Origin of the sequence: Flammeovirga pectinis (assembly GCF_003970675.1) — a bacterium.
GTDB lineage: Bacteria > Bacteroidota > Bacteroidia > Cytophagales > Flammeovirgaceae > Flammeovirga > Flammeovirga pectinis.
In genome coordinates this window covers 2,577,199-2,599,579 of the sequence record NZ_CP034562.1, presented here as the reverse complement: position 1 = coordinate 2,599,579, position 22,381 = coordinate 2,577,199, and the positions used below count along the sequence as shown (strand labels likewise).

21 protein-coding genes are annotated in these 22,381 nt (G+C 31.6%); 8 read left to right on the top strand and 13 right to left on the bottom strand.

The annotated features are described in order from the left end of the window. Positions 1-73: 73 nt before the first annotated feature. The 5 genes from EI427_RS10325 to nirB form a co-directional block, all read right to left on the bottom strand. Positions 74-763: a response regulator transcription factor gene (locus EI427_RS10325; protein WP_126614299.1), complete on the bottom strand. Its 690-nt coding sequence runs from the start codon at positions 761-763 to the stop codon at positions 74-76. 53 nt (positions 764-816) lie between these two features. Next, positions 817-2,604: a sensor histidine kinase gene (locus EI427_RS10320; protein ID WP_126614297.1), complete on the bottom strand. Its 1,788-nt coding sequence runs from the start codon at positions 2,602-2,604 to the stop codon at positions 817-819. Positions 2,605-2,769: 165 nt separating this feature from the next. Continuing rightward, positions 2,770-4,050 carry a hypothetical protein gene (locus tag EI427_RS10315; RefSeq protein WP_126614295.1) on the bottom strand — a complete coding sequence of 427 codons (1,281 nt, stop codon included), beginning with the start codon at positions 4,048-4,050 and terminating at the stop codon, positions 2,770-2,772. Positions 4,051-4,484: 434 nt separating this feature from the next. After that, a complete protein-coding gene (gene nirD / locus EI427_RS10310) occupies positions 4,485-4,853 on the bottom strand; it encodes a nitrite reductase small subunit NirD (RefSeq protein ID WP_126614293.1) in 369 nt (122 codons plus the stop codon). A gap of 17 nt (positions 4,854-4,870) precedes the next feature. Next, a complete protein-coding gene (nirB, locus tag EI427_RS10305) occupies positions 4,871-7,360 on the bottom strand; it encodes a nitrite reductase large subunit NirB (protein WP_126614291.1) in 2,490 nt (829 codons plus the stop codon). A 467-nt stretch (positions 7,361-7,827) separates the two neighbouring features. Here nirB and cobA point away from each other — a divergent pair, with 467 nt between their 5' ends. The 5 genes from cobA to EI427_RS10280 all read left to right on the top strand — a co-directional run bounded on the left by cobA (position 7,828) and on the right by EI427_RS10280 (position 11,214). Then, positions 7,828-8,589, top strand: coding sequence for a uroporphyrinogen-III C-methyltransferase (gene cobA / locus EI427_RS10300; RefSeq protein WP_126614289.1), 762 nt, complete (start codon positions 7,828-7,830; stop codon positions 8,587-8,589). 230 nt (positions 8,590-8,819) lie between these two features. Next, positions 8,820-9,230, top strand: coding sequence for a DUF4345 domain-containing protein (locus EI427_RS10295; RefSeq protein ID WP_126614287.1), 411 nt, complete (start codon positions 8,820-8,822; stop codon positions 9,228-9,230). A gap of 154 nt (positions 9,231-9,384) precedes the next feature. Next, a complete protein-coding gene (locus EI427_RS10290; RefSeq protein ID WP_126614285.1) occupies positions 9,385-9,840 on the top strand; it encodes a hypothetical protein in 456 nt (151 codons plus the stop codon). Positions 9,841-9,925: 85 nt separating this feature from the next. Continuing rightward, positions 9,926-10,537, top strand: a complete 612-nt coding sequence (locus tag EI427_RS10285; RefSeq protein WP_126614283.1) for a hypothetical protein — start codon at positions 9,926-9,928, stop codon at positions 10,535-10,537. A gap of 92 nt (positions 10,538-10,629) precedes the next feature. Further along, entirely contained in the window at positions 10,630-11,214 is a 585-nt protein-coding gene (locus EI427_RS10280) for a hypothetical protein (RefSeq protein WP_126614281.1), read from the top strand. Positions 11,215-11,310: 96 nt separating this feature from the next. Here the strand turns inward: EI427_RS10280 and EI427_RS10275 are convergent, their stop codons facing one another. Continuing rightward, positions 11,311-12,429, bottom strand: a complete 1,119-nt coding sequence (locus tag EI427_RS10275; RefSeq protein ID WP_205727927.1) for an NTP transferase domain-containing protein — start codon at positions 12,427-12,429, stop codon at positions 11,311-11,313. Then, on the bottom strand, positions 12,426-12,920 hold the full coding sequence (gene moaC, locus EI427_RS10270) for a cyclic pyranopterin monophosphate synthase MoaC (RefSeq protein WP_126614279.1): 495 nt from the start codon (positions 12,918-12,920) through the stop codon (positions 12,426-12,428). Before moaC ends, EI427_RS10275 begins: the two co-directional genes overlap by 4 nt. A 56-nt stretch (positions 12,921-12,976) precedes the next feature. Between moaC and EI427_RS10265 the strand changes: the two genes are divergently transcribed. Beyond that, positions 12,977-14,188 (top strand): molybdopterin molybdotransferase MoeA, encoded by a 1,212-nt coding sequence (locus EI427_RS10265; RefSeq protein WP_126614277.1) that lies wholly within the window; start codon positions 12,977-12,979, stop codon positions 14,186-14,188. A 3-nt stretch (positions 14,189-14,191) separates the two neighbouring features. Then, positions 14,192-14,557, top strand: coding sequence for a DUF7009 family protein (locus tag EI427_RS10260; RefSeq protein ID WP_126614274.1), 366 nt, complete (start codon positions 14,192-14,194; stop codon positions 14,555-14,557). 73 nt (positions 14,558-14,630) lie between these two features. Here the strand turns inward: EI427_RS10260 and nadB are convergent, their stop codons facing one another. From nadB to EI427_RS10245, 4 genes are all read right to left on the bottom strand, one after another. Further along, positions 14,631-16,208 carry an L-aspartate oxidase gene (gene nadB, locus EI427_RS10255; protein WP_126614272.1) on the bottom strand — a complete coding sequence of 526 codons (1,578 nt, stop codon included), beginning with the start codon at positions 16,206-16,208 and terminating at the stop codon, positions 14,631-14,633. A gap of 76 nt (positions 16,209-16,284) precedes the next feature. Then, positions 16,285-17,277 carry a quinolinate synthase NadA gene (gene nadA / locus EI427_RS10250; RefSeq protein ID WP_126614270.1) on the bottom strand — a complete coding sequence of 331 codons (993 nt, stop codon included), beginning with the start codon at positions 17,275-17,277 and terminating at the stop codon, positions 16,285-16,287. 93 nt (positions 17,278-17,370) lie between these two features. Continuing rightward, entirely contained in the window at positions 17,371-17,538 is a 168-nt protein-coding gene (locus EI427_RS26155) for a hypothetical protein (protein WP_155523285.1), read from the bottom strand. Between the two features lie 152 nt (positions 17,539-17,690). Next, positions 17,691-18,518 carry a mechanosensitive ion channel family protein gene (locus EI427_RS10245; protein ID WP_126614268.1) on the bottom strand — a complete coding sequence of 276 codons (828 nt, stop codon included), beginning with the start codon at positions 18,516-18,518 and terminating at the stop codon, positions 17,691-17,693. A 121-nt stretch (positions 18,519-18,639) separates the two neighbouring features. On the opposite strand from EI427_RS10245, the gene lpcA reads away from it, so the two are divergent. Next, positions 18,640-19,224, top strand: coding sequence for a D-sedoheptulose 7-phosphate isomerase (gene lpcA / locus EI427_RS10240; protein WP_126614266.1), 585 nt, complete (start codon positions 18,640-18,642; stop codon positions 19,222-19,224). On the opposite strand, the gene EI427_RS10235 is transcribed toward lpcA, so the two are convergent. Both EI427_RS10235 and EI427_RS10230 read right to left on the bottom strand, forming a co-directional pair. Then, positions 19,221-21,413, bottom strand: coding sequence for a tetratricopeptide repeat protein (locus EI427_RS10235; protein ID WP_126614264.1), 2,193 nt, complete (start codon positions 21,411-21,413; stop codon positions 19,221-19,223). The genes lpcA and EI427_RS10235 overlap by 4 nt on opposite strands. An 80-nt stretch (positions 21,414-21,493) precedes the next feature. Next, positions 21,494-22,300, bottom strand: a complete 807-nt coding sequence (locus EI427_RS10230) for a hypothetical protein (RefSeq protein ID WP_126614262.1) — start codon at positions 22,298-22,300, stop codon at positions 21,494-21,496. Positions 22,301-22,381: the final 81 nt, after the last annotated feature.

Genomic DNA, 22,381 nt, shown 5'->3' with positions numbered 1-22,381 from the left:
AGTCATTTTTAGGCATAAAAAAACCTACTAAGTAACTAAGTACTTAGTAGGTTTACTGAGAATAGAGGTAAGCTTATAAGCCTAACTCATTCTTTAGTGTTGGCATCTCATTAATTTTTGAAATTAGTTCAACCGCACTTTTTACACCCATTTTTTTCATTATGTTAAATCGATGTGTTTCAACAGTACGAACACTTTTGTTTAAAATGCTAGCAATATCTTTGCTTGATTTACCGTGAGCTACATATTGTAAAATCTCTTTCTCTCTTTTTGTAAGGTCTATTTTTTCTTCGTTATGATTTAGAGTTGGAGCTACTGGAGTAGCACCTGTCTGTTTCATATTCAAATATCCTTCTACAAGAACTTTAGAGATATCACCACTGAAATATTTTTTCCCTTCTTTTACAGTTTTTATTGCTTTTAAAAACTCATCACTGCTAGAATCTTTTAATAAGTAACCGCTAGCACCTTTTTCTGCGGCATCTAATATATATTCTGCATCATCGTGCATAGAAAGTATAAGTACTTTTGTTGTAGTACTGTACTCATTAATTTTTGAAGTGGCTTCAATGCCATTCATAATAGGCATTCGAATATCAATTACTAAAACATCTGGCTTTAATGCTTTACATAAATCCAATGCTTCCTGTCCGTTAGCTCCTTCTCCAATGACATTAATTTCATGGCTATTCTCTAGGAGTAGCTTAATGCCATTACGTACTACAACATGATCGTCTGTTAGTACTACTGAAATTTGATCCATTAATTAATATTTTGTTGATGTGAGTTATTTATATCGCAATATATAAAAATTACTTAGTTTTCCTTATTAATCGGTACTTCTACTGAGATAGTCGTTCCATTTCCTAAACTAGAGTTTACATCAATTGTTCCCCCTACAAAACCGGCTCTTTCTTTCATGTTTAATAGACCATTTCCACCACCTCTAATTTGTAAGTTTTCCATATCAAAACCTTTACCATTGTCATTTATAATGATTTCCATAATTTCAAAATCATGATTTAAGGATATACTTACAGCTTCCGCTTCAGAATATTTAATAGCATTATTTACAGCTTCTTGAACAATTCTATAAATATTTGTCTCAATATGTTTTTCAAATCTTTGATTAAAATCAGATTTATTATCAAAATTAACCTGTACATCAGAAAGTCTACTAGTTTCGTTAGCAAACCTTGTTAGTACTGCATTTATACCATAATCGCCCAATGTATTAGGAGATAAGTTGAAAGAAACTCTACGTACTTCTCTTATAATTTTCTTTAATAATTTATTAGATTCTTTAAGCTTCCCCGTAGCACTTTTTACATGCGAGGAGTCGATAGACTCTAAACTAAATTTTAATGCAGTAAGTAGTTGCCCAATTCCATCATGAATATCTTTAGAAATACGACCTCTTTCTTCTTCTTGTCCTTTTAATATTAACAGTGATCTCGATTTCTGAGATTCAATATGCTTGTCTATTTCTTCTTGGTTAATTTCTTTAGAACGTTCTTCTGCTTCTTTCTGCTCCGTAATATCTCTACCTAAAAGTATTATTTGAGGTTCATACGTATGGAGTAGGCTAATTGTAGTTTCAATCCAAATGTAATCTCCTTCCGAATCAGTAACTTGAAGTGTACCTATCCAAGTATCTTCTTGTAAAATAGATTCTAGAATTTCTTGAATCATTTCTTCCTTATAATCTTCCCTAGTGAGCCATTCGAAGATTGACTTTGGTAACTGCTTTCTATCGAGTTTTAATATATCTATGAAATGCTCTGAAATTGAAATAAAATTGCCTTTTGTGTCTGTTTTTCCTAGTGTTACATTTAATAATTCTTCATTATCTTTTGCTTCTGATAAGAACTGATAAGATTGCCCTAAAGACCTATACAATTGATCTACTTCATTAATTTTTTCTTGATTAAGAAGCTTAGCTTTCTCTAATTCATCAATTGTTTTTTTAGTTCTTCTTGCTGTAGGTCTAAAAACGTAAGCTAATTCAAGGAACAGAATAATTAATGTAATAATAAAGAGTAGGAGAGATGTATTCTGAAGGTCAGCTAATTTCTTATTTGCATCTTCTGAATAGATATCTACTAAATTATCCATATTGCTTAAATAGTACCCTTCATTTACTAAAATCTTATCACTAGTTTTTAATTCACTATTCAGATAGAATGCAGTCACTGTTTGTAGAATATCTTCGTGAAAAATGGTCATCTTATTGTATAATTGATCTGCTTTTTGCTGATATACAATATTGTCTATTTCCTTGTTGTGTTTACCTAATTCTACGTGTACTGCAGCCCATTCATCTATGGAACTTTTTAGCTCCTCTAAGTAAGGTGATGTTTTACCTTGTTCTACTAATAAAACACATTTGGTAATTTTCTGACTTAGCATTCTTTGTTTACCAGCCTTATTAATAATATCGGCATCTATACTTTGTCTTTGTGAAAATGAATAAAATATTGCTTGAGAAAGTGATAGCAATAAAATTATTACTGTGATTGCTGTAAAATATAAGTTCCATAGTTTATTAAAACTTAAATTTTCTATTCGATTCGCTAGTGTAGGAGGTACTGTTTGCTTGTTCATAACTAAATTCAATCTGCACAGATAATATCTATATGATTTTTTTGAAAGATATCACTTTTTAAGATGAATAGAGAATACAGCGTATTTTTAGTTGAGAATTCTTCCTTAAAAAAGAAAAGGTTACTTCAAAACTATTGAAGTAACCTTTAAGGGTAATTATAAAAATTAATCAGTTATGAAAAATATTTTTCCTTCGTAATGGAAATCTACATTTACTTTTTCTCCAGGCTGATCACTTTCTGAATCTATCTTATTCATTTCGAAAGAAGCATCTATAATAAGTGTTTTATCACTTTTTTCTGTAATTGTAAATGATTGGATAGTCAATCCCGTGTCATCATGGGTTTTAGCATACATTGTAGTTACATCATTTACTTGAGTAGAGATACCAGCAAAATTGATGGCATAATCTGGAGCAGTATTTCCATTATCAGCATCGTTCCAATCACTACCCTTAGAATAATTTCCTTCTAATCTTTTTGGAGAAGTGGCAGAAGTAGATAAACTGATATGTAACATATTCGTTAAGAATTCTTCTCCATCATATTCGTCTAATTTTTCTATTGCAGATACATCGTCTAAAAATGCGATATCAAAGAATCTACCTGAAGAATCAGTAAGATAAGTTTCATGTTGTTGGCCAGCAGCACCATTTATTGTAAATACTTCTTCACCATTTATACTAATACTCCCTTTTCCTGCCATGTTTGTTATAGGTGCAGTGGTATCATCATCCATAACTTGCATAAAATCTTCATATTCAGATCTTATCATGTTAATTGTATCAGTTTCTGTTACTCCATCTTCAGTAAACTCCATTGAAAATGTAAATTCTTCTTCTGTTAAATCAATTACATTTAATTCTATAATATCATCATCTAATTTTACTTTTAATCTTTCTTCAGAATTATCTAACCATTCCCAGATACCAATTCCTTCAGAGGTAATTAATGCTCCATCTTTTGTGAAATAAGCAAAGAAATCGTCTTCATCTTTCCAAATATTAGTAAGAATAAGGGTTTTATCAGAAAACGTTTCAGTAACAAGGCTACCTGTCATGTTTATTTTTTCTTCAGGATTATCTTCTTTAATAAGTTCGATTTCAATGTTACCATCGTTGTTCAAAACTTTTATAGTTCCGTATCCTTCTAAATCGATAATTGTATCAGATTCAATTTCATAATTACCATAAAATAATAAGTCTTTTTCTTCTACAAGGTTTCTTGCGTTAGAACTATTTACACCTTGAACGGTAGCAAGGCCCTCAATTGTAAAAGCAATACTTGATATTTCACTAGCAGAACTAATTTCCCAAGTAGCATCAAAAGGCTCTGTAGTAGATATGTAAGGAGTAGGTGTATCAGGATTAATGTTATCTTCTTGTGTACAAGCTGCGAATAAAGACGTAATTAGCAACAATACAATTAAGTGTTTGAAATTTTTCATAGGTTTACTTTTTTAGGTTTTTGAGTTGGTTGACTTAACGGAGTTGTTTGTAAATGTTTTCAAAAAATAAAAATATTTATACATCTTACTTTATATAGTTATATTTTATTTTAAAATACCTTAAAAAAGGCCAAATAATTGATAATCTTTACTATGTAATCTTTCTGTTGAAAATCATAAATACATGATTTTTAATATGTCATATTAGTTTTTATGTCAAGTTGTTGTGGCTAACCTTGTACTTCTGTTTAATTGTAAAACTAAATTGGTTTATTTTAGATGCTTTATCAATATCACTTTTAAAGCATAATTATTATATAGCTAAAAAAAATAGGACTCCTGATTTAATCAGAAGTCCTATTAATTAGGTAATCATAATATAACTTAGAGAAAGCACCCTCAAGGGAGAGTGCTTTCAATCATTTACTTTTCACCTATTTTTTCTCGTAAAGTCCTACGAATACGGTATCATCTTCTATCTTGATTGGAAATGTTTCGATAGAATCCTCGCATCCGTTTAAATTTTCACCCGTTTCGAGTGAAAATGTCTTTTTATGATAAGGGCAGGCTACTTTAGGTGTTTCTCCTTCTGTACCAATGATTCCTCTAGAAAGAATCATTTGTTTTTTATGAGGACAAAGGTTTTGAGTAGCAAACCATTTATTTAAAACAGTAAAATTGAATACAGCAATTTGATCGCCATCATGGGAGATTGTTGATCCACCATTTTCAGGGAAATCATTTACATGACCTGCATTAACCCATGTAGTAACTTGTTCTAGTGTATTATGTTCAAATGTCATTTTCTTTCAATTTAGTTTTACCAAGCAACTGGGAATTTTTGATCTCTATCTCTTTTAAATTTAAGCGTAGGATCGTCTTGATCTGTATTACTGAAATGCGCAAAACGCTTACGTATTTCTGGATTTTTGACAGCTTCTTTCCATTCACAACTGTAATGTGCTTTCAAAACCTCCATGTCAGATTCTAGTTGTTCTCCAATTCCTAAAGAATCTTCTACAACAACTTGTTTTAAGTACTCTATTCCTCCTTCTAATTTATCTAACCAAGGTGCAGTTCTTTGTAAAGGTTCTGCAGTTTTGATGTAGAACATTAAATATCTATCAATGTATTTGATAACAGTTTCTTTATCGATATCACCAGCTAATAGAACGGCATGTTTAGGGTTTGCACCACCATTACCACCTACATAGAGATTCCATCCTTTTTCTGTAGCAATTACACCAAAGTCTTTTCCTCTTGCTTCTGCACATTCTCTAATACAACCCGATACACCACCTTTTAATTTATGTGGAGAACGAAGTCCTTTGTATCTATTCTCTATTTCGATAGCAAAACCAACGGAATCATGTAGACCGAAGCGACACCAAGTACTACCAACACAACTTTTTACAGTTCTAAGTGATTTACCATAGGCATGACCACTTTCAAAACCTGCATCAATAAACCTTTCCCATATTAATGGAAGATCATTTAGTTTAGCACCAAATAAGTCAATACGCTGACCACCAGTTATTTTTGTGTATAGATCAAACTCTTTTGCTACTTCTCCAATAACGATTAATTTATCTGGTGTGATTTCTCCACCTGCAATACGAGGTACTACAGAATAAGAACCACCTTTTTGGATATTTGCTAAGAAACGATCGTTTGTATCTTGAATTGTTGCTTCTTTAAGAATTAAATCGTTCCAAATAGAAGCTAATAAAGAACCAACTAATGGTTTACAAGTTTCGCATCCACCACCTTGACCATATTTAGCCAATAGCTCATCGTAAGTTTTGATTTCATTGACTTTAATAATGTCAAACATCTCTTGACGAGTATACGTAAAGTGTTCACAGATTTCCTTACGGATTACTGTACCCATTTTCTGTAGTGTATCTTCTAAGATATTGTTGACCATTGGCATACAGCCACCACAGCCTGTACCAGCTTTTGTAGCTTTTTTTAGACCATTGATATCCGTAACACCATCGTCTTTAATACTACAACAGATATCTCCTTTAGTTACATTTTCACAAGAACAAACTTGTGCAGTATCTGGTAATGCATCCACTCCAATTGCAGCTCCACCATCTCCCGTAGCTTTTATAATTAAATCTTGCGGATGAGGAGGTAACGCCATCTCGTTGATAAACATTTGATGGAGCATGTTATAATCTTCTGCGTCACCAATTAAAATACCACCAAGAAGTTTGCTTCCGTCTTCTGAAATATTAATTCTCTTGTAGATGCCATTTTGTTGATCATTAATAGTGATCGGAAAATGTAAGGTATTTTCACAGAATGGATCTCCAAAACTTGCAACGTCTACACCAATTAATTTTAATTTGGTAGACATATCGCAGCCAGTAAATGTATAGTCGATGTTTTCGTTGGCAATTTGTTCTGCCACAACTTCTGCCATGTCATAACCAGGAGCAACAAGACCGTAGATCATATTTTCATAAGAAGCACATTCACCTATTGCAAATATCTTCTCATCGTTTGTTTGCATCAAAGAATTGACAATAAAACCACCTCTATCTGCTGTTTTTATATTAGCAGCTTTTCCTAATTCGTCTCTTGGTCTAATACCAGCTGATATAATAAGCATATCAACATCTAAAGTTGTATCATCAGAAAAAGACAAACCAGTCATTATATCATTATCACCTGCAATTTCCGAGGTAGCTTTACCAAGAAGGATCTCTATACCGATATCCTCCATTTTACTTTTTAGTAAATCACCACCTACTTCATCAATTTGTCTTGGCATTAAGCGAGGAGCAAATTCAACTACAGATGTTTTTAAATTCATATCAATTGCAGCTTTTGCGGCTTCAAGACCTAATAGCCCTCCACCTAAAACAGCTGCAGTTTTGGCTTTCTTCCCAAAAGCCATCATTAACTCTAGATCTTCAATTGTTCTATAGACAAAAACACCTTTTTTATCTACACCTTTAATAGGAGGAACAAAAGCAGAACTACCAGTAGCTAAGACTAAGTAGTCGTATGAATACGTAGAATTTGTGTGTGTAGTTATAGTTTGTTGTTCTCTGTTTATAAGAGATACTTTTTCACTTGTAATAAGATCGATACCATTTCCTTTGTACCAATCACGAGAAGCCATAGATAGTTTTTCTGCATTTTCATCTTCAAAATAAGCACTTAAATGTACTCTGTCGTATGCAGGACGAGGTTCTTCGCCTATGACAGTGATAGAAGCTGTGGTATTTTTATCTATAAGTTTTTCACATAACTTATAGCTGACCATTCCGTTTCCTACGATTACTATTTTTGTCATAATTGATTCTTTTTGTTATAATTTTAAGTAAAACTACGTATAAATACTTAAAAGTCAATAGCAGATACTTAAAAAAGTAATAATTAGATGAAAAAAGTACTTTTTAGAATGATTTTAATTAAGTAATTATAAGTAGATATTACTTTTTGGTAACTAGAATAATTCCAAAAATTGTATTGAATACTTATTATTATTACGTAATACTAGGTAGTTGTATTACTAATTGTAAAATGATTTTACTTTTAAGTACCAAAGTGCTTTTCTAAATTTTACTGTTTATTATATATAGTAAATTTCATACAACTCTTTGGACAATAGTTTTTAGCGTATTTGATCAAATTATAGATTGACAAATAGGAAGCATGGTAATTTGTTTGTGTAACTGTTTTTAGTCAAATAATACGTATTGTTTTTATTTCTACGTAATTATACGTAATATTGTAATATCAACAATAAAAAATAATACTATGACACCTACTTTTCACTTAATTGGCGCTGGACCTGGAGATGCAGAATTACTTACTTTAAAAGCTCTTAGAGTACTTAAAGAGAGTAAAGTAGTTTTGTACGATGCGTTAGTTTCTCAAGATATTTTAGATTTCATTCCAGAGAGTGTAGAAAAAATATATGTTGGGAAAAGAGCTGGAGCTCACTACTTAAAGCAAGAAGAAACAAATGCTTTAATAGTTGAAATGGCTTTTAAATATGGTTCTGTTACAAGATTAAAAGGAGGTGATTCATTTGTTTTTGGTAGAGGACAGGAAGAAATTGAATATGCAGAATCTTTTGGTATAGATTCTTATGTAGTACCAGGTATTTCTTCTTCATTAGCAGGACCAACTTTGGCAGGAATTCCTGTTACTAAAAGAGGTGTAAATGAGAGTTTTTGGGTAGTAACAGCAACTACTTGTTCGGGTGGGTTATCCAAAGATTTAACGCATGCCGCAGCATCTTCTGCAACAATTGTTGTCTTAATGGGAGTAGGGAAACTAGAATTGATTGCTCAATTATTTTCTATGTACAGAAATGAAGATGAACCTATTGCCTTGGTGCAAGATGCGTCGTTGCCTACTCAAAAAGTTGTTATTGGTACATTAAAAGATATTGTTGAAAGAGCAAATGAAAGAGATGTTAGACCCCCAGCTGTGATAGTAATTGGTGAGGTTGTAGCATTAGGTAAAGAAAGTGAAATAGTTGCAGCATCTTCCAATAGTAAGATGTCTGTATAAATTATAAAGAAATAGTAAAACTCAAAAAGGGGATTCACATTGTGGGTTCTCTTTTTTTTTCTGGTATTACTTCTACGAATTTAAAAACCTACTCACGCTATTAAATGATTGAAAGTATTCAAATAGAAATATTAATTATTTAGACTGTTTTTGATAAGTTACCATAGATCAATTTTGTTTATAATTAAACATGGTAAGTTTGTGTAGTCAAAAAATAAAACATTACAATTATGAATTTAAAAAAAATATACCTTTCAATCTTTGCTATTACATTATCAGTTATTGCATTATTATATGGAATTAAACCTCAATGGTTTACAGATACTTTTTTAGAAGCAAATATGATTATATCAACAGATGCAGCACATATATTAAGAGCAGTATCTGGCTTATACCTTGCACTTATTGGTTTCTTTATTTATGGAATATTTAATGAGAAATATACCGATGCAGCAATCATTGTTACTGCTGTTTTTTGCTTTGGTTTAGCGGCAGGGAGGTCAGTAAGTATTCTTTTTGATGGTGTACCATCTCCATTATTATTGTTATATGTAATTATGGAATATAGTATTGTACCATTAGCTTACCTTTTATTAAAGAAAACATCACCTTCAAATTATAATGAAGTTAGTCTTGCTTAAATAGACAACTATTATCGCTTTTTATTCAACTATTTTGTTTGTTATTGAATGACCTTTGTAGTGAATAAAAACAAGACAATAATTTAAGTAGTTATTCTGAGAATTATGGATAACTACTTTTTTAGTATTATAACTTTATTAAAAATTCGATTCTATGAAAAAGAGATTCATTGCAGTATTGCTACTTTTTGCAACAAATAGTGTGTTTAGTCAAGATATATCTTTTCAAGATGCTAAAACATCTGTAAAAACAGAGAAGAGGATATTTCTTACAGAGAATTTAGAGTTACCTTCTGACGAAATCTCTCAATTTTGGATTATTTATGACAAATATGAATACGAAAGAACACTTCTTGTTGACGAGAGGTTCTCAATAATAAAAGATGCTGTTAATATGGAAGGTAGTTATTCCATAGATGAAAAATCAAAAGATGTTGATTTATTAATTGACCTTCAGGAAGATGAGTTGAAGTTGAAAAAGAAATACTTAAAAATAATGAGGAAAGAATTATCCGAAGAAACAGTAGTAAGGTTTTTTCAATTAAACGAATTTTCTGATAGTTACTTTAAAGCTTCTTTATTAAATGGAGTGAAATTATTAAGTAGGTAACAATATAAAAGGGTAGAAAAAGTAGTTTTAAAATAGGTGTGTTTTTTGTAGTTTGTAAGAGAATAATTAAAAAAAATCTATTACTATGAAAACCTACATTAAATTTTCACTACTTTTTTTAGTCACTGCATTTACATTAATTTCTTGTGGAGACGATGATTCAAATGTTAACCCCGAGACTATTAAGCAGATTTACTTTGCATCCGATGATTCTGTAGAGATATCAGTACCTGGATTATTAGATACAACATTAGTAGATGTTCAAAGTTTATTTGATGCAGATGCTAAGATCATAAAAATGATATTGCAAGGAGAGGTAGATGTTCCTGTAGAATTTCAGCCAATTTTAGGATTAAAAGCTCCTGCAGTTATCGAGTTAGCGGCAGATTTAACTACAGTAACTTATAATTCAAATGGGTCTTATTCATTTACTATTGATGAAACTGAAGAAATTACACAATTAGTAAATATTCGTATTACAAACCCTTTGACAGGCAATGAGTTTTGTCAAGAAGTGGAATCAGAAAGTGGGCCGCTTGGTCGAGCGGTGACAGCTACAGAAGTTTTTGTATGGGATTCTAGTAAGAATAAATATAAAGTCGATTTGGATGTGTTGTCAGAGGTCTTTCCTGGAGCTACAGTACCTAATGTAACTATATGGCAAAAGGATGGAGTTTTGGTGTATCCTTGTGATTAACATAATTTTATGATATAATAAGGCGTTATATTCTTGTAATTAAGAGTATAACGCCTTATTTTATTTAACCCACACTATTAACTACAATTAAAATGTTGAAAATTATATCCAAATACTTTGCGTTACTGTTATTTTTATTGTTAACCATCAAATGTGATAATCCTACTATAGATCCTGCCTCAATTACAAATATTTATTTTGAAAGTACAGAAAATATTAAAATCGGAATTGAAGGAGTAGATACAACTACAATGGAGGTGCAAATTTTGTTTGAACCTAACATCAATAAGTTTAAAACGATCATATTAGCAGAAATTGATTTACCAACGGAGTTTCACTCAACTATTGGAAAATCATCTGATATATCTTTCGAAATAGAAGTAAATATTACTAATAGTACGCTAAATTCTGTTAAGGATTATTCTTTCATAATTGATGAAACTGAAAATCTTAATGAATTAATACACATTATGACAAATGGTGAATGTATTGAAATGGCGAATAGCTCTAATCCAATAGGTGTTCGTGTGAATGAGATTGAGTTGATAAAATGGGACTCTGAGAAAGATAAATACCATATTAATGTACAATTCTTAGAGTATTTAATTCAAGGCTCTACGGTCGAAGATGTTACTATTTGGCAAACAAATGGAGTTTTACAGCATCTATGTGATTAAATATATAGCAAAAAAATAAAAGGAATAAGGGTAGTTAGTGTAAAAACTAACTACCCTTTTAACTAGATAAGCCTTGAATTTCGAGAATTCTAGTACTTATAAAGTATTTTTTATCTCGATAAATTCTTCTTTTGTATTTGCATTTGTCATTTCCTCTTCGTGTTCAGAAATGAGTAATTCAATATCACTATTAATTAATGCTTTTCTAGGGCACGAATATCCCCAACTTAAATATTCTAGTAATGTTCCGTATGCTTTTGGTTCCCAAATACAAATTAATGGTTCTGGGAATTCTAACGTAGGACTTTTAAAAGAAGTCGCCATTTTATGGGTATTTCTTTTTGTAACTAAATGATCTAAAGATTTCTCAGATAAGAGAGGTAAATCGCATGCTATTACTAACCACCCAGAGTTAGGGTCTTCTTGGAAAGCAGATAGAATACCACCCATTGGGCCTAACCCTAAAAACTTATCTGTAATCTGAGGCGTGCCTTTGTAAGACTTAGCTTCTTCTGCAACTGAAATAAATACTTCATCACAATATGGAGCTAGTAATTCTTTTGCATATTCCCACTGAGGTTTACCATGGTAATCTAAAACAGCTTTATCAGATCCCATTCTAGTGCTTTTTCCTCCAACTAAAACTAACCCTTTTAATTTAGGTTTGTCTAGTACAGAAGTAGTTATGAATACACCGATTTTGTCAATTTCTTCGATCGAAAATTGAGGAAGTGTTTTAAGTTCAGGTAATTCCTTTAAGAGCTCAGGAGGGATTTCTTTATCTGTAGCACTAAAAACAACAGCTACAGGATTTGTAATTTTAGCAACCTTCTTTAATAACGGTTTTCTACTATCAATTACTAAAAGTTGTTTCTCTGCTATATAATGGTTGCCATTTATAAATGTGAAATCAAAGGAGTTGAAATATTTACGTTTTTCAAATGCATTTAATTCTCTTTTGATATTAATTCTATGGAAATTGATTTTATCAGTATAAACTTGTTCAGCAGACCCTAAAAAAGATTTATTCAATTCTTCTTCATCACTTTTATGATCCATATCTATAAAAGCAGATGTTAAAGGAGCTATTTGGTTTGAAAGTTTTTCAACTAGATTTTTAATTTCACCACAAGTAGTACCCATAATTGCTAGCTCATTTGTAGCAATAGTACCTATATTTTTACGAGTTAATTTAGCGTGTTTTTGATGTTTCATCTATTAAAGTCTGTTTTACCTCCTGATTTATGGAATAATTTTGTCTCCTTAATGTTTATATCTTGTGATAATGCCTTACACATATCATAAATGGTAAGTGCAGCAACAGAAGCTCCAGTTAAAGCTTCCATTTCAACACCAGTTTTAGATGTTACTTTGGCAGTACTTATAATCCTTATTTCTGTATCGTTTATCCAATCAATTTCAATATTACATTTATCTAGAGGCAAAGGATGACAAAGAGGAATTAACTCAGAAGTCTTCTTAGTACCCATTATACCAGCAATAATTGCAGTCTGAAATATTGACCCTTTTTTTGTGGCGTTATCTTGATTACGAATAGTATTGGCTACTTCTATAGGGAATTGAACAATAGATTGTGCTATAGCAGTTCGTGTTGTTGTATTTTTCTCTCCAACATCAACCATAGATGGGTTTCCATTTGCATCAAGATGCGTTAATGATGTGTTTTTTTCTGTTTTATCTTTCATTCTTAAAAATGCAATTGGTAGATTCGAATGTCCAATTTCTCAATAAACAAACTACAATGCAAAATCATTTGATAGAACCTTCGAAAGTAGATGAAATAATTTCGAAAGTGCATTTAGATTTACCATCAGAAAAGGTAAATTTTTCAGATTCATTAGGTCGTACTTTAGCAGAAAATATTTATGCGGATAGAGATTTCCCTCCTTTTGATAGGGTAGCTATGGATGGTATAGGTATTCATCACTCGTCAATAGATAATGCTAAAAACTTATTTATTATAGAAGATGTTCAACCTGCAGGGAGTTCGCAATTAAAATTAAAAGAGAGTGAGAATTGTATTGAGGTAATGACTGGTGCTATCTTACCCGAAGGTACAGATGTTGTTATTCCTTACGAATGGACTGAGAGAAGAGGAGAACAAATGTTTGTTTCAGATTTTAAACATGCACAGTCTTTTACAAATGTACATAGAAAAGGTATTGATGTTAAAAAAGGCGAGGTTCTTATTAAAGCGGGAACTATAATTACATCTGCAGAAATTGGTATTTTATCTACAGTAGGAAAGGTAGAAGTAGTAGTTAAAGCTTTACCTAAAGTAGCAGTTATTGCAACGGGAGATGAGCTAGTAGGAATAGACCAAATACCTGCTGATTATCAAATTAGAATGTCGAATTGCTATTCTATTCAATCTAGGTTACAAGAAGAGGGGATATCCTCAAAAATTTATCATATAGTTGATGATAAAGAAGCTCTAAAAGTAAAAATTAAAGGCCTCTTTTCATCTTATAATATTTTTGTATTTAGTGGAGGTGTTTCTAAAGGTAAATTTGATTACCTTCCGCAAGTATTTGAAGAATTGGGGGTTGTGAAACAGTTTCATGGCGTTAAACAAAGACCAGGTAAACCATTTTGGTTTGGTATTACAAAAAATAATCAACCAATATTTGCATTGCCAGGAAATCCAGTTTCTACCTATTTATGTGCTAATAGGTACCTTATTCCTTGGTTAAATAGGGAGTTACAGAAAGAGAATAGACAACCTAAAGCTATTTTAGATAGCGATTACTCTTTTGATAAGCCACTAACTTACTTTTTACAAGTAAAGTCTTATTACAATAGTTCAGGTGAATTATGTGTGTCCCCAACAACAGGAGGAGGATCTGGAGATTTAGCAAATTTATCTATTGCAGATGCCTTTGTGGAGTTACCTTCAGATAGAAACACGTTTATAAAAGGAGATAAATTACCAATTTGGTTTTATAAAAAATAGATTATGAAATTAAGATTAAAAGACAATAGTATCCGATTAAGATTGAATGTAAACGACCTTAATACATTAAATAATGATGGAGAGGTTTGGGAGGTGTCTCAATTAGGCAAAACAACTTTTACTTATGGAGTAAAATCTATAGAAAAGGGTGAAATGAGTGCTGAAATGGAAGATAACCGTTTAAAGTTCTGCTTAACTGTTGATCAAATTGAAGACTGGGTGAAAACAAGTAGAGTTGGTTATTCATCAGTACAGAATAATGAGGATGGGTCTGAACTGAAATTATTGATAGAAAAAGACTTCAAATGTTTAACAGACAGAGAAGAAGACGAAAGCAGTAATTTTGAGAATCCCAATAAAACTTGCTAATAAGTACCAGTAGCAAATAAGTAAAAAGGATTATGATTGTAGTGTAGAACACTTAAATCATAATCCTTTTATTTTACTCATAATCTATAGAATAGTGTAAACCAATATTCTCATGCCTATTTTTGGCACCACCAATAATTAAGTAGGTTATGGTAATCATATTTCTTAATTCACAAAGAGGTTGCGATATTACCGTCTTTTTATAGAGTTCTTCTGTTTCCTCGTAAATCAAACCAGTACGTTTAAAAGCTCTTGCTAACCTTTCGTCAGAACGTACAATTCCAACATAATTAGACATTACTCTTTGTAAGTCACTCCTTGATTGAGAAATTAGAACCATTTCTTCTGGTACAGATGTTCCGTCTTTATTCCACTCCGGAATATCTTCTGCCCAGGTTGTTTTATCTATTAATTGTAGAGATGTTTCAAAAGCTTCGTGTGCATATACAGCCGCTTCGAGTAGCGAATTCGAAGCCAATCTATTTGCACCATGTAATCCTGTACAAGTACATTCTCCACACGCTAATAAATTATTTATAGATGTTTCCGCTTTTGTATTTACTACAATGCCTCCACATAAATAATGAGAAGCAGGAGCAACTGGGATTAAATCTTTTGTAATGTCGATCCCTTTATCAAAGCATTTTTTATAAATAGAAGGGAAGTGAGATTTCAATTCTTTTTCATTGATTCCTGAAGCATCTAACCAAACATGGTCTTTTCCTTCTTTTTTCATTTCAGAATCAATAGCTCTAGCTACAATATCTCTAGGGGCTAGCGAGCCTCTTTTATCATATCTTTTGACAAAGTCTTCTCCTTTACTGTTTTTAAGGATTGCGCCTGCACCACGCATTGCTTCCGTAATTAAGAATGCATTTCCGTGGTTTCCTCTTTCATAAAGTGCTGTAGGGTGGAACTGAACAAATTCCATGTGTTCAACAATACCTTTTGCTCTATAGGTCATGGCAATACCATCTCCTGTCGCAACACTTGGGTTTGTAGTTGTATTATATACCTGGCCAATACCTCCAGTAGCCAATAAGGTCACCTTAGATAAAATGGTTTCAACTTCTCCGGAGAGTTTGTTTAAGGCATAAACACCGTAGCATTGGGTATCTTTACGGTAGCGAGTAACATCTTCTCCAAGGTGATGCTGTGTAATAAGATCTACAGCATAATAATCTTGAAGTATTTCTACGTTATCGTATTTTTTTATTGTATCTAAAAGTGCTCTTTGGATTTCTTGTCCTGTAACATCTTTAAAATGCAAAATTCTATGGTCGGAATGTCCTCCTTCTTTTGCAAGTTTATAGTCACCATCATCAGATTTATCGAACTGAGCACCCCAATTAATTAGCTCTCTAATTCGTTCAGGCCCGTTTTCAACAACAAGTTTTACAACTTCTTCATTGTTGATATGAGAACCGGCAACCAAAGTGTCGTTAATATGTTTTTCATAAGAATCATCAGCATCAATTACCGCTGCTATCCCACCTTGCGCATACCTAGTATTGCTTTCAAAAGGTTCATCTTTAGTAATCAAGCAGATTTTAGGATGATGATTTTTCTTTTGATAGAATTCACAAAGCTTTAAGGCATAACTAAGTCCGGCTATACCAGATCCGACAATTAGAAAATCAACTTTATTCATTGATAAATAAGGGGATGTGAGCTGATGAATAAAAAAGCTGTTTCTGACCTTTTTGGCTTGAAACAGCTTTTATTTATTATGATAATTCAAACATTCTTTCAATCGAACCGATTGCTTTTAATCGAATGTCTTCGTCAACATCAACTTCTGGATATTCATATTTTAAACAATTGTACACTTTTTCTAAAGTATTCATTTTCATGAAGTGACATTCAGAACATGCACATGTGTTATCTTCTTTTGATGGAGCAGGAATTAAATTCTTATGAGGAACTGCCTCTCTCATTTTATGTAGAATTCCAGCTTCAGTGGCTACAATGTAAGCATCTGCATCATCTTCTTGAACAAATTTTAAAAGTGCAGCAGTAGATCCTACAAAGGCAGCAACTTTTAATAAAGGCATTTCAGACTCTGGGTGAGCTATAATCTTAGCGTGAGGATATTCTTTATGGAGGTCAAGGATTTTTTCAAGTGCAAATGCTTCATGCACTACACAAGCCCCGTCCCATAATAGCATATCTCTACCTGTTTCTTTCATAATATACTTACCCAGATTTCTATCTGGAGCAAAAATGATTTTCTCATCTGCAGGTAAACTATTTATAATTTTTAATGCATTTGTAGAAGTAACAGTTATATCTGTATATGCTTTTACTTCTGCAGAAGAATTAATATAAGTAACTACTGTATAATCAGGATGAGCTTTTACAAACTCAGAAAATTCTTTTGGAGGAGCAGCTTCTGCTAAAGAGCAGCCTGCTTTAAAATCAGGTAGAATTACCTTCTTTTGAGGATTAATAATTTTTGCTGTTTCAGCCATAAAGTGAACTCCTGCGAATAAAATTATATCAGCATCGGTATCTGCAGCTTTTTGTGCTAAAGCCAAACTATCACCAACAAAGTCAGCAAGATCTTGAATTTCTGCATCTTGATAATAATGGGCTAAGAAGACAGCATTTTTTTCTTCTTTTAAGCGAGTTATCTCTTTTTTGAGATCAACAGGATTATTCTCCATTACATCAATGAAACCCAATTGATCTGCTCTATCTTTAAGCTCTGTTGTAAGCATTTTTCAATAAATCTTCGATTAGTATATCGATGCAAAGATAATCAATCTTTGTCAATTGAACTGCTTAATAGAGTGGTAAAGTATATTATTAGATTAAATTTTTGGACATTTTTTACAATGCTTTCCTTTTCTCTTATATTTTTTACAACAGTCTTTCTTTTTACATGGAGTGTCATCAGAAAAACTAGAATCGCTCATATTCAACATTTCAAGTAAACGGTTACTCGTTGTGCTTCTGAATATTGGATCTTGTGCGTTCATTTTGTTTTTATTTAGATTAATTCTACTTAATGATGCAATATAGGTTAAATTGGATTAATTCTAAATAAAGAACGATAAAAAAAATAAATTCAATAAAAAAAGAGCTATTTTCCGAAGAAAATAGCTCTTAATAAAGTTTTTTATTACTGCCTTTATGATTGTTTCATATGCACAACTCTTTGTGGGAATGGAATTTCGATACCATTATCATCAAGTGCAAGTTTAGCAGCTTCTGTTGTTTCAAATAAGAAGTTCCAATAGTCATCAACACTAATATGAACTCTTAATTGAAGATCTACAGAACTATCTCCTAAGTTTACAACCCAAACTACAGGTTCTTCAGGGTCTCTTAAAACTCTTTTATCATTGTTAGCAATACTTAAAAGAACATCACGTGTTTTTTTTATATCTGCATCATAAGCTATCCCAATAGGAACATCGCAACGTACAAAACCTTCTCTAGTATAGTTTTTTATAACACCACCAGCTAAAGCCCCGTTAGGAATAAAAATATGTCTTCTATGAGGAGTCTTGATTGTAGTAGCAAATAAACCAATATCTTCTACAGTACCTAAATGCCCTTGAGCTTCAATTAATTCACCCTTTTTGAAAGGACGAAGAGTAAGTACTAAAGCACCACCAGCAACATTTGCAAGAGATCCTTGTAAAGCTAAACCAATAGCTAAACCTGCAGAACCTAACATCGCAATAAATGAAGTGGTTTCTACACCAGCCATTCCAATTGCCGTAACTATAATAATTACTTTTAAAGTAATCTTTGTTAGAGATACGATAAAATCAATTAAAGCATGGTTGTTATTAGATTTCTTTTTTACTTGTGAAGCAACTACATCTCCAATTTTATTTGCGATATAGAAACCGATGATAATACAAGCTAAAGCTTGTACGACTTTGAAACCATAGACAGTAAGAATATGCATTGCTTCTGTCTGGAATTCTGATAAGTCTTGTAATTCCATTATTGAGTTATTAAAATATTAATTCCGTTAATTTATGTAAAATTAATATTTTTTTTTAGAATTTAGCATAGCGTTAAACAAATTGTTATTGTACTTTTCTGCTTTTAAAATTAGGAAAAAAATGGCTGAACATAAATTATTGATAGTAGGGGAGTTAAAAGAAGCTGCAGAAGTTCTTAATCGTTTTTTATCAGATGAAAAAAATATAGCGGCTATTGATAAAGCTTCGGATTTACTAGTCTCATCATTTAAAAATGAGGGAAAAGTAATGTCATGTGGAAATGGAGGTTCTCATTGTGATGCCATGCATTTTGCAGAGGAGTTAACAGGTAGATATAGAGAGGATAGACCTTCTTTAGGTGCTATTGCCATTTCTGATCCTAGTCATATTTCTTGTGTGAGTAATGATTATGGATTTGAATATGTCTTTTCAAGATATTTAGAAGGTGTTGGACGTAAGGGTGATGTTCTTTTTGCTATTAGCACAAGTGGTAATTCTCAGAATATTATCAATGCAATAGAAGTTGCTCAGAATAAGGGTATCAAAGTAATTGCATTAACCGGAAAAGATGGAGGTAAAATGGCTGGTTTAGCTGATGTTGAAATTCGAGTGCCTCATTTTGGGTTTGCAGATAGAATTCAAGAAATACACATTAAAATCATCCACATTTTAATTCAATTGATAGAAAAGAAAATGGCATATTAGTCGTTTTTGTCAATATATTCAAGGGGGAGTTGTATGGTAAATGTGGCTCCTCCTTTTTGGTTATTAAAAGCACCCAAAGAGCCGTTGTGTTTTTGTACAATACGTTTACAGATCATAAGACCAATACCTAACCCTTCTTTTTTAGTAGTATAAAAAGCTTCAAAAAGATGATCAGCATCTTTAATTCCACCACCAGTATCACTAATACTAATACAAATGTTTTTCTTTCTCAACTCTGTATTTATAGTAATCATTTTTACATCGGTACTATTTTCTTTTACAGCTTGGAAAGCATTATCAATTAGATTAATAAATACCTGAGAGATTTTCCCTCCCAAACAGGTTATTTCAGGAAGGTCAGATTGATATTCTTTAATTACCTCTATTTCATCATACTTATACTTCTTATAAATAAGGTTAGATACATTTTCAAGATTTTCATTTATATCAAAAGGTAAAGCATGTCCATTGTTATTTCTAACAACATTTTTTAAATCTGATGATATTTCAATAATTCTTTTTACTCCATCTTCAATACCTTCAAGTAATAAAATAGACTCTTCAATATCTTCTAAAACTTCATCTTTATTGGCAACATCTTGATCTTTAATTATCTCAAAAACTTCTTTTAAATTTTCTCCAATTGGAGTGATATTATTAGAAATAAAGTTGGTGGGATTGTTAATTTCATGTGCAACTACAGCCATCATCTGTCCAACTAATGCAAGTTTTTCTGATTTTTCTAACTGCTTATGCATCATTTGAGTTTGCTCAAGGCTATTCTCTAATTCCTTATTTTTCTCAACAAGCTGCATATTTAGCTCATGCTCTTCAACAGCCTTTTGATCAATAATTGTTTTTTGTTGATTTATCTCTCTTGCTTTCTCTTTTAATTTGATACTAAATTCATGAATACGCTTTCTTTTATTATTTATAAGGTATATCACTGCACCTAAAAGGAGTAAAAGAATAAAAAAGGCAATAATAAAATACTCTTGATTCTTAATTTTATTTTTAGCTAAAGAATTATTCTGATGTAATTGATCAATCTCTTTCTCTTTTGATGCCATCTGAATAGAATTTTCTAACATCTGAGTTTTTCTAGCTTGTTCTGCATCTTGATACAAATACAAATAGTAAAGTTGCTTTTTTAGGTACTCATTTTGGTTGTGAATATCACCTCTTTTCTCGTAAGCCTTAGATAGTATTGTTGTTAATAATAAGGCTTCGTGGAGAGCTGGTAAATTTTCTGCAATTGTTAAACCTTTTTCAGAATATTGAATAGCTCTATTTAAACGACCTTGTACGAGGTAAATTTTAGCAATTTTTTCTAATACTTTTGCTTGTTGTAAAGGCGATTTAATTTTAACAAACCCTCTGTACGCTTCTTGGTAATATCTAAGAGCATCATCTAAACTATCTTCTGAACTGTAAAAATAAGTATCTCCAATTGCAGCTTTGCAAGAATATTGAATACTGTTATAATCTATTTCGTTACTTATTTTGAGAGCCTTCTGAAATTCATTTCTAGCATAGAATGGGTTTCCTGCAGAGAGGTACGCATCGCCAATACTTTTTAAAGTGGCAGCTCTACCTTGAATATTATTGGTTTTATCTCTTACAACAAGAGATTTTTTGTAATTTTCTAATGCCAATTCATAATGTCCATTACTAAGTTGAATATCACCCAGATTCATGTAACAATAACCAGACATTTCTAAATCATTAATTTTATTACTAACAAGTAAGGCCTCTTTCATATTTTTTAGAGCCTTATATTGGTTTCCTTGAAAATGATACAACTGACCAATATTTATATAGGCATATCCTTTTTGAACAGTATCATTAGAAATGTCAGCTTGTAGTAATGCTTGTTTATAATAATCAAGAGCTAGTGTATAATCTCCTTTATTTCTGCAGGCTACACCAATAAGGTTAAGTACTTTTGGTCTTTTAGAATATGTCTTACTATTCTCCGTAATTTTTAATATCTCTTCTCCATAACCAATTGCATCATCTGGATTGATATCTCTAGATTCCCACATTAATTCCATCAGCACATCTGCCTTTTGGTCTTTGGGGGCATTGGCTAACTGAATTTTCAATTCGTCGACATTAGCTTGCTGACCAACACAAATGGAGAGAGTGCTTAAATAGAATAAGAAGAAAAGTGTATAAAAATTATTCATTTGGATAGATATACCAGAGCTAGTGGGAAAGTAAGTAATAATGATGGAAATATAAGAAACTAATACGAAACCTTTAAATTTTAAACGTTAATCGTATTTAAGTTTAAAATAAACTTATTACTTCCATTATTATAGACAGGGAAATTACCCATTTCCACTTTAGTAAATTTACATTTTTCGTTACAATTCCAATAGAAAGTAAAAGCACTTGTTTGTTCTAATAATTTAAATCCAAGTTTTTCAAAGCTTATTCCATTAGACCAGTCAGAATCGGTGTAAGTCATAATATCATCAGGGGAGTATTCTACAATAAAGTGCTTAAGTAATTTCCCTAAGCCACCAATAACTGTAGTACCATTTTTGTTGCAATATCTTATCATTTCATAAGATTGATGTACCAATCCGTCTCTATCATTCATTTTTCGTTTTCCACTAAATGAGGCTACAGCATAAAGCTCATTTTCTAAATAAAGGCCGAATTTAATTTTGGCAGTTGTAGGGAGGTTAGTGTGGTTTTTTTTTAAAAAGTTATTTAAGGTATGGATATCAATTCTTTTAGTAGTCAACTTACGTGCATAAATAACTTCTGACATTCCTAAAACACCCATTATTCTAGATATACAAGCCGTTCTGTGATTTACCCAGGTGTCTTGCCATAAGTGTATAATCTTATTTCCATTCAACGTTAAAGGTAAATCAATTAAAGAAGTAGGAGTATGCCAATACTTTGTTTTTTCTGAAGGACATATATAATGTATCGCAATAGAATAAGCTGATATGTTTAGCCAAGGGTATGGGGATATCAGTGTATCAAAATCAAAAGTATAGTTTATTTTTTTTTGATTTAATAATAGAATGAGTGATTCTAATTCTTCTTGAACCTTCATTTTAAATAATGGTTTTTAAAACTCTTAATTGGTTAATAAATTGAAATGTTTTATCAAATTGCACTCAAAATTATCAATTTG

What these genes read in the sequence shown, in the direction of transcription:
- EI427_RS10325 (WP_126614299.1), bottom strand. Translation starts at nt 763, where the DNA reads ATGGATCAAATTTCAGTAGTACTAACAGACGATCATGTTGTAGTACGT.
- EI427_RS10320 (WP_126614297.1), bottom strand. Translation starts at nt 2,604, where the DNA reads ATGAACAAGCAAACAGTACCTCCTACACTAGCGAATCGAATAGAAAAT.
- EI427_RS10315 (WP_126614295.1), bottom strand. Translation starts at nt 4,050, where the DNA reads ATGAAAAATTTCAAACACTTAATTGTATTGTTGCTAATTACGTCTTTA.
- nirD (WP_126614293.1), bottom strand. Translation starts at nt 4,853, where the DNA reads ATGACATTTGAACATAATACACTAGAACAAGTTACTACATGGGTTAAT.
- nirB (WP_126614291.1), bottom strand. Translation starts at nt 7,360, where the DNA reads ATGACAAAAATAGTAATCGTAGGAAACGGAATGGTCAGCTATAAGTTA.
- cobA (WP_126614289.1), top strand. Translation starts at nt 7,828, where the DNA reads ATGACACCTACTTTTCACTTAATTGGCGCTGGACCTGGAGATGCAGAA.
- EI427_RS10295 (WP_126614287.1), top strand. Translation starts at nt 8,820, where the DNA reads ATGAATTTAAAAAAAATATACCTTTCAATCTTTGCTATTACATTATCA.
- EI427_RS10290 (WP_126614285.1), top strand. Translation starts at nt 9,385, where the DNA reads ATGAAAAAGAGATTCATTGCAGTATTGCTACTTTTTGCAACAAATAGT.
- EI427_RS10285 (WP_126614283.1), top strand. Translation starts at nt 9,926, where the DNA reads ATGAAAACCTACATTAAATTTTCACTACTTTTTTTAGTCACTGCATTT.
- EI427_RS10280 (WP_126614281.1), top strand. Translation starts at nt 10,630, where the DNA reads ATGTTGAAAATTATATCCAAATACTTTGCGTTACTGTTATTTTTATTG.
- EI427_RS10275 (WP_205727927.1), bottom strand. Translation starts at nt 12,429, where the DNA reads ATGAAACATCAAAAACACGCTAAATTAACTCGTAAAAATATAGGTACT.
- moaC (WP_126614279.1), bottom strand. Translation starts at nt 12,920, where the DNA reads ATGAAAGATAAAACAGAAAAAAACACATCATTAACGCATCTTGATGCA.
- EI427_RS10265 (WP_126614277.1), top strand. Translation starts at nt 12,977, where the DNA reads ATGCAAAATCATTTGATAGAACCTTCGAAAGTAGATGAAATAATTTCG.
- EI427_RS10260 (WP_126614274.1), top strand. Translation starts at nt 14,192, where the DNA reads ATGAAATTAAGATTAAAAGACAATAGTATCCGATTAAGATTGAATGTA.
- nadB (WP_126614272.1), bottom strand. Translation starts at nt 16,208, where the DNA reads ATGAATAAAGTTGATTTTCTAATTGTCGGATCTGGTATAGCCGGACTT.
- nadA (WP_126614270.1), bottom strand. Translation starts at nt 17,277, where the DNA reads ATGCTTACAACAGAGCTTAAAGATAGAGCAGATCAATTGGGTTTCATT.
- EI427_RS26155 (WP_155523285.1), bottom strand. Translation starts at nt 17,538, where the DNA reads ATGAACGCACAAGATCCAATATTCAGAAGCACAACGAGTAACCGTTTA.
- EI427_RS10245 (WP_126614268.1), bottom strand. Translation starts at nt 18,518, where the DNA reads ATGGAATTACAAGACTTATCAGAATTCCAGACAGAAGCAATGCATATT.
- lpcA (WP_126614266.1), top strand. Translation starts at nt 18,640, where the DNA reads ATGGCTGAACATAAATTATTGATAGTAGGGGAGTTAAAAGAAGCTGCA.
- EI427_RS10235 (WP_126614264.1), bottom strand. Translation starts at nt 21,413, where the DNA reads ATGAATAATTTTTATACACTTTTCTTCTTATTCTATTTAAGCACTCTC.
- EI427_RS10230 (WP_126614262.1), bottom strand. Translation starts at nt 22,300, where the DNA reads ATGAAGGTTCAAGAAGAATTAGAATCACTCATTCTATTATTAAATCAA.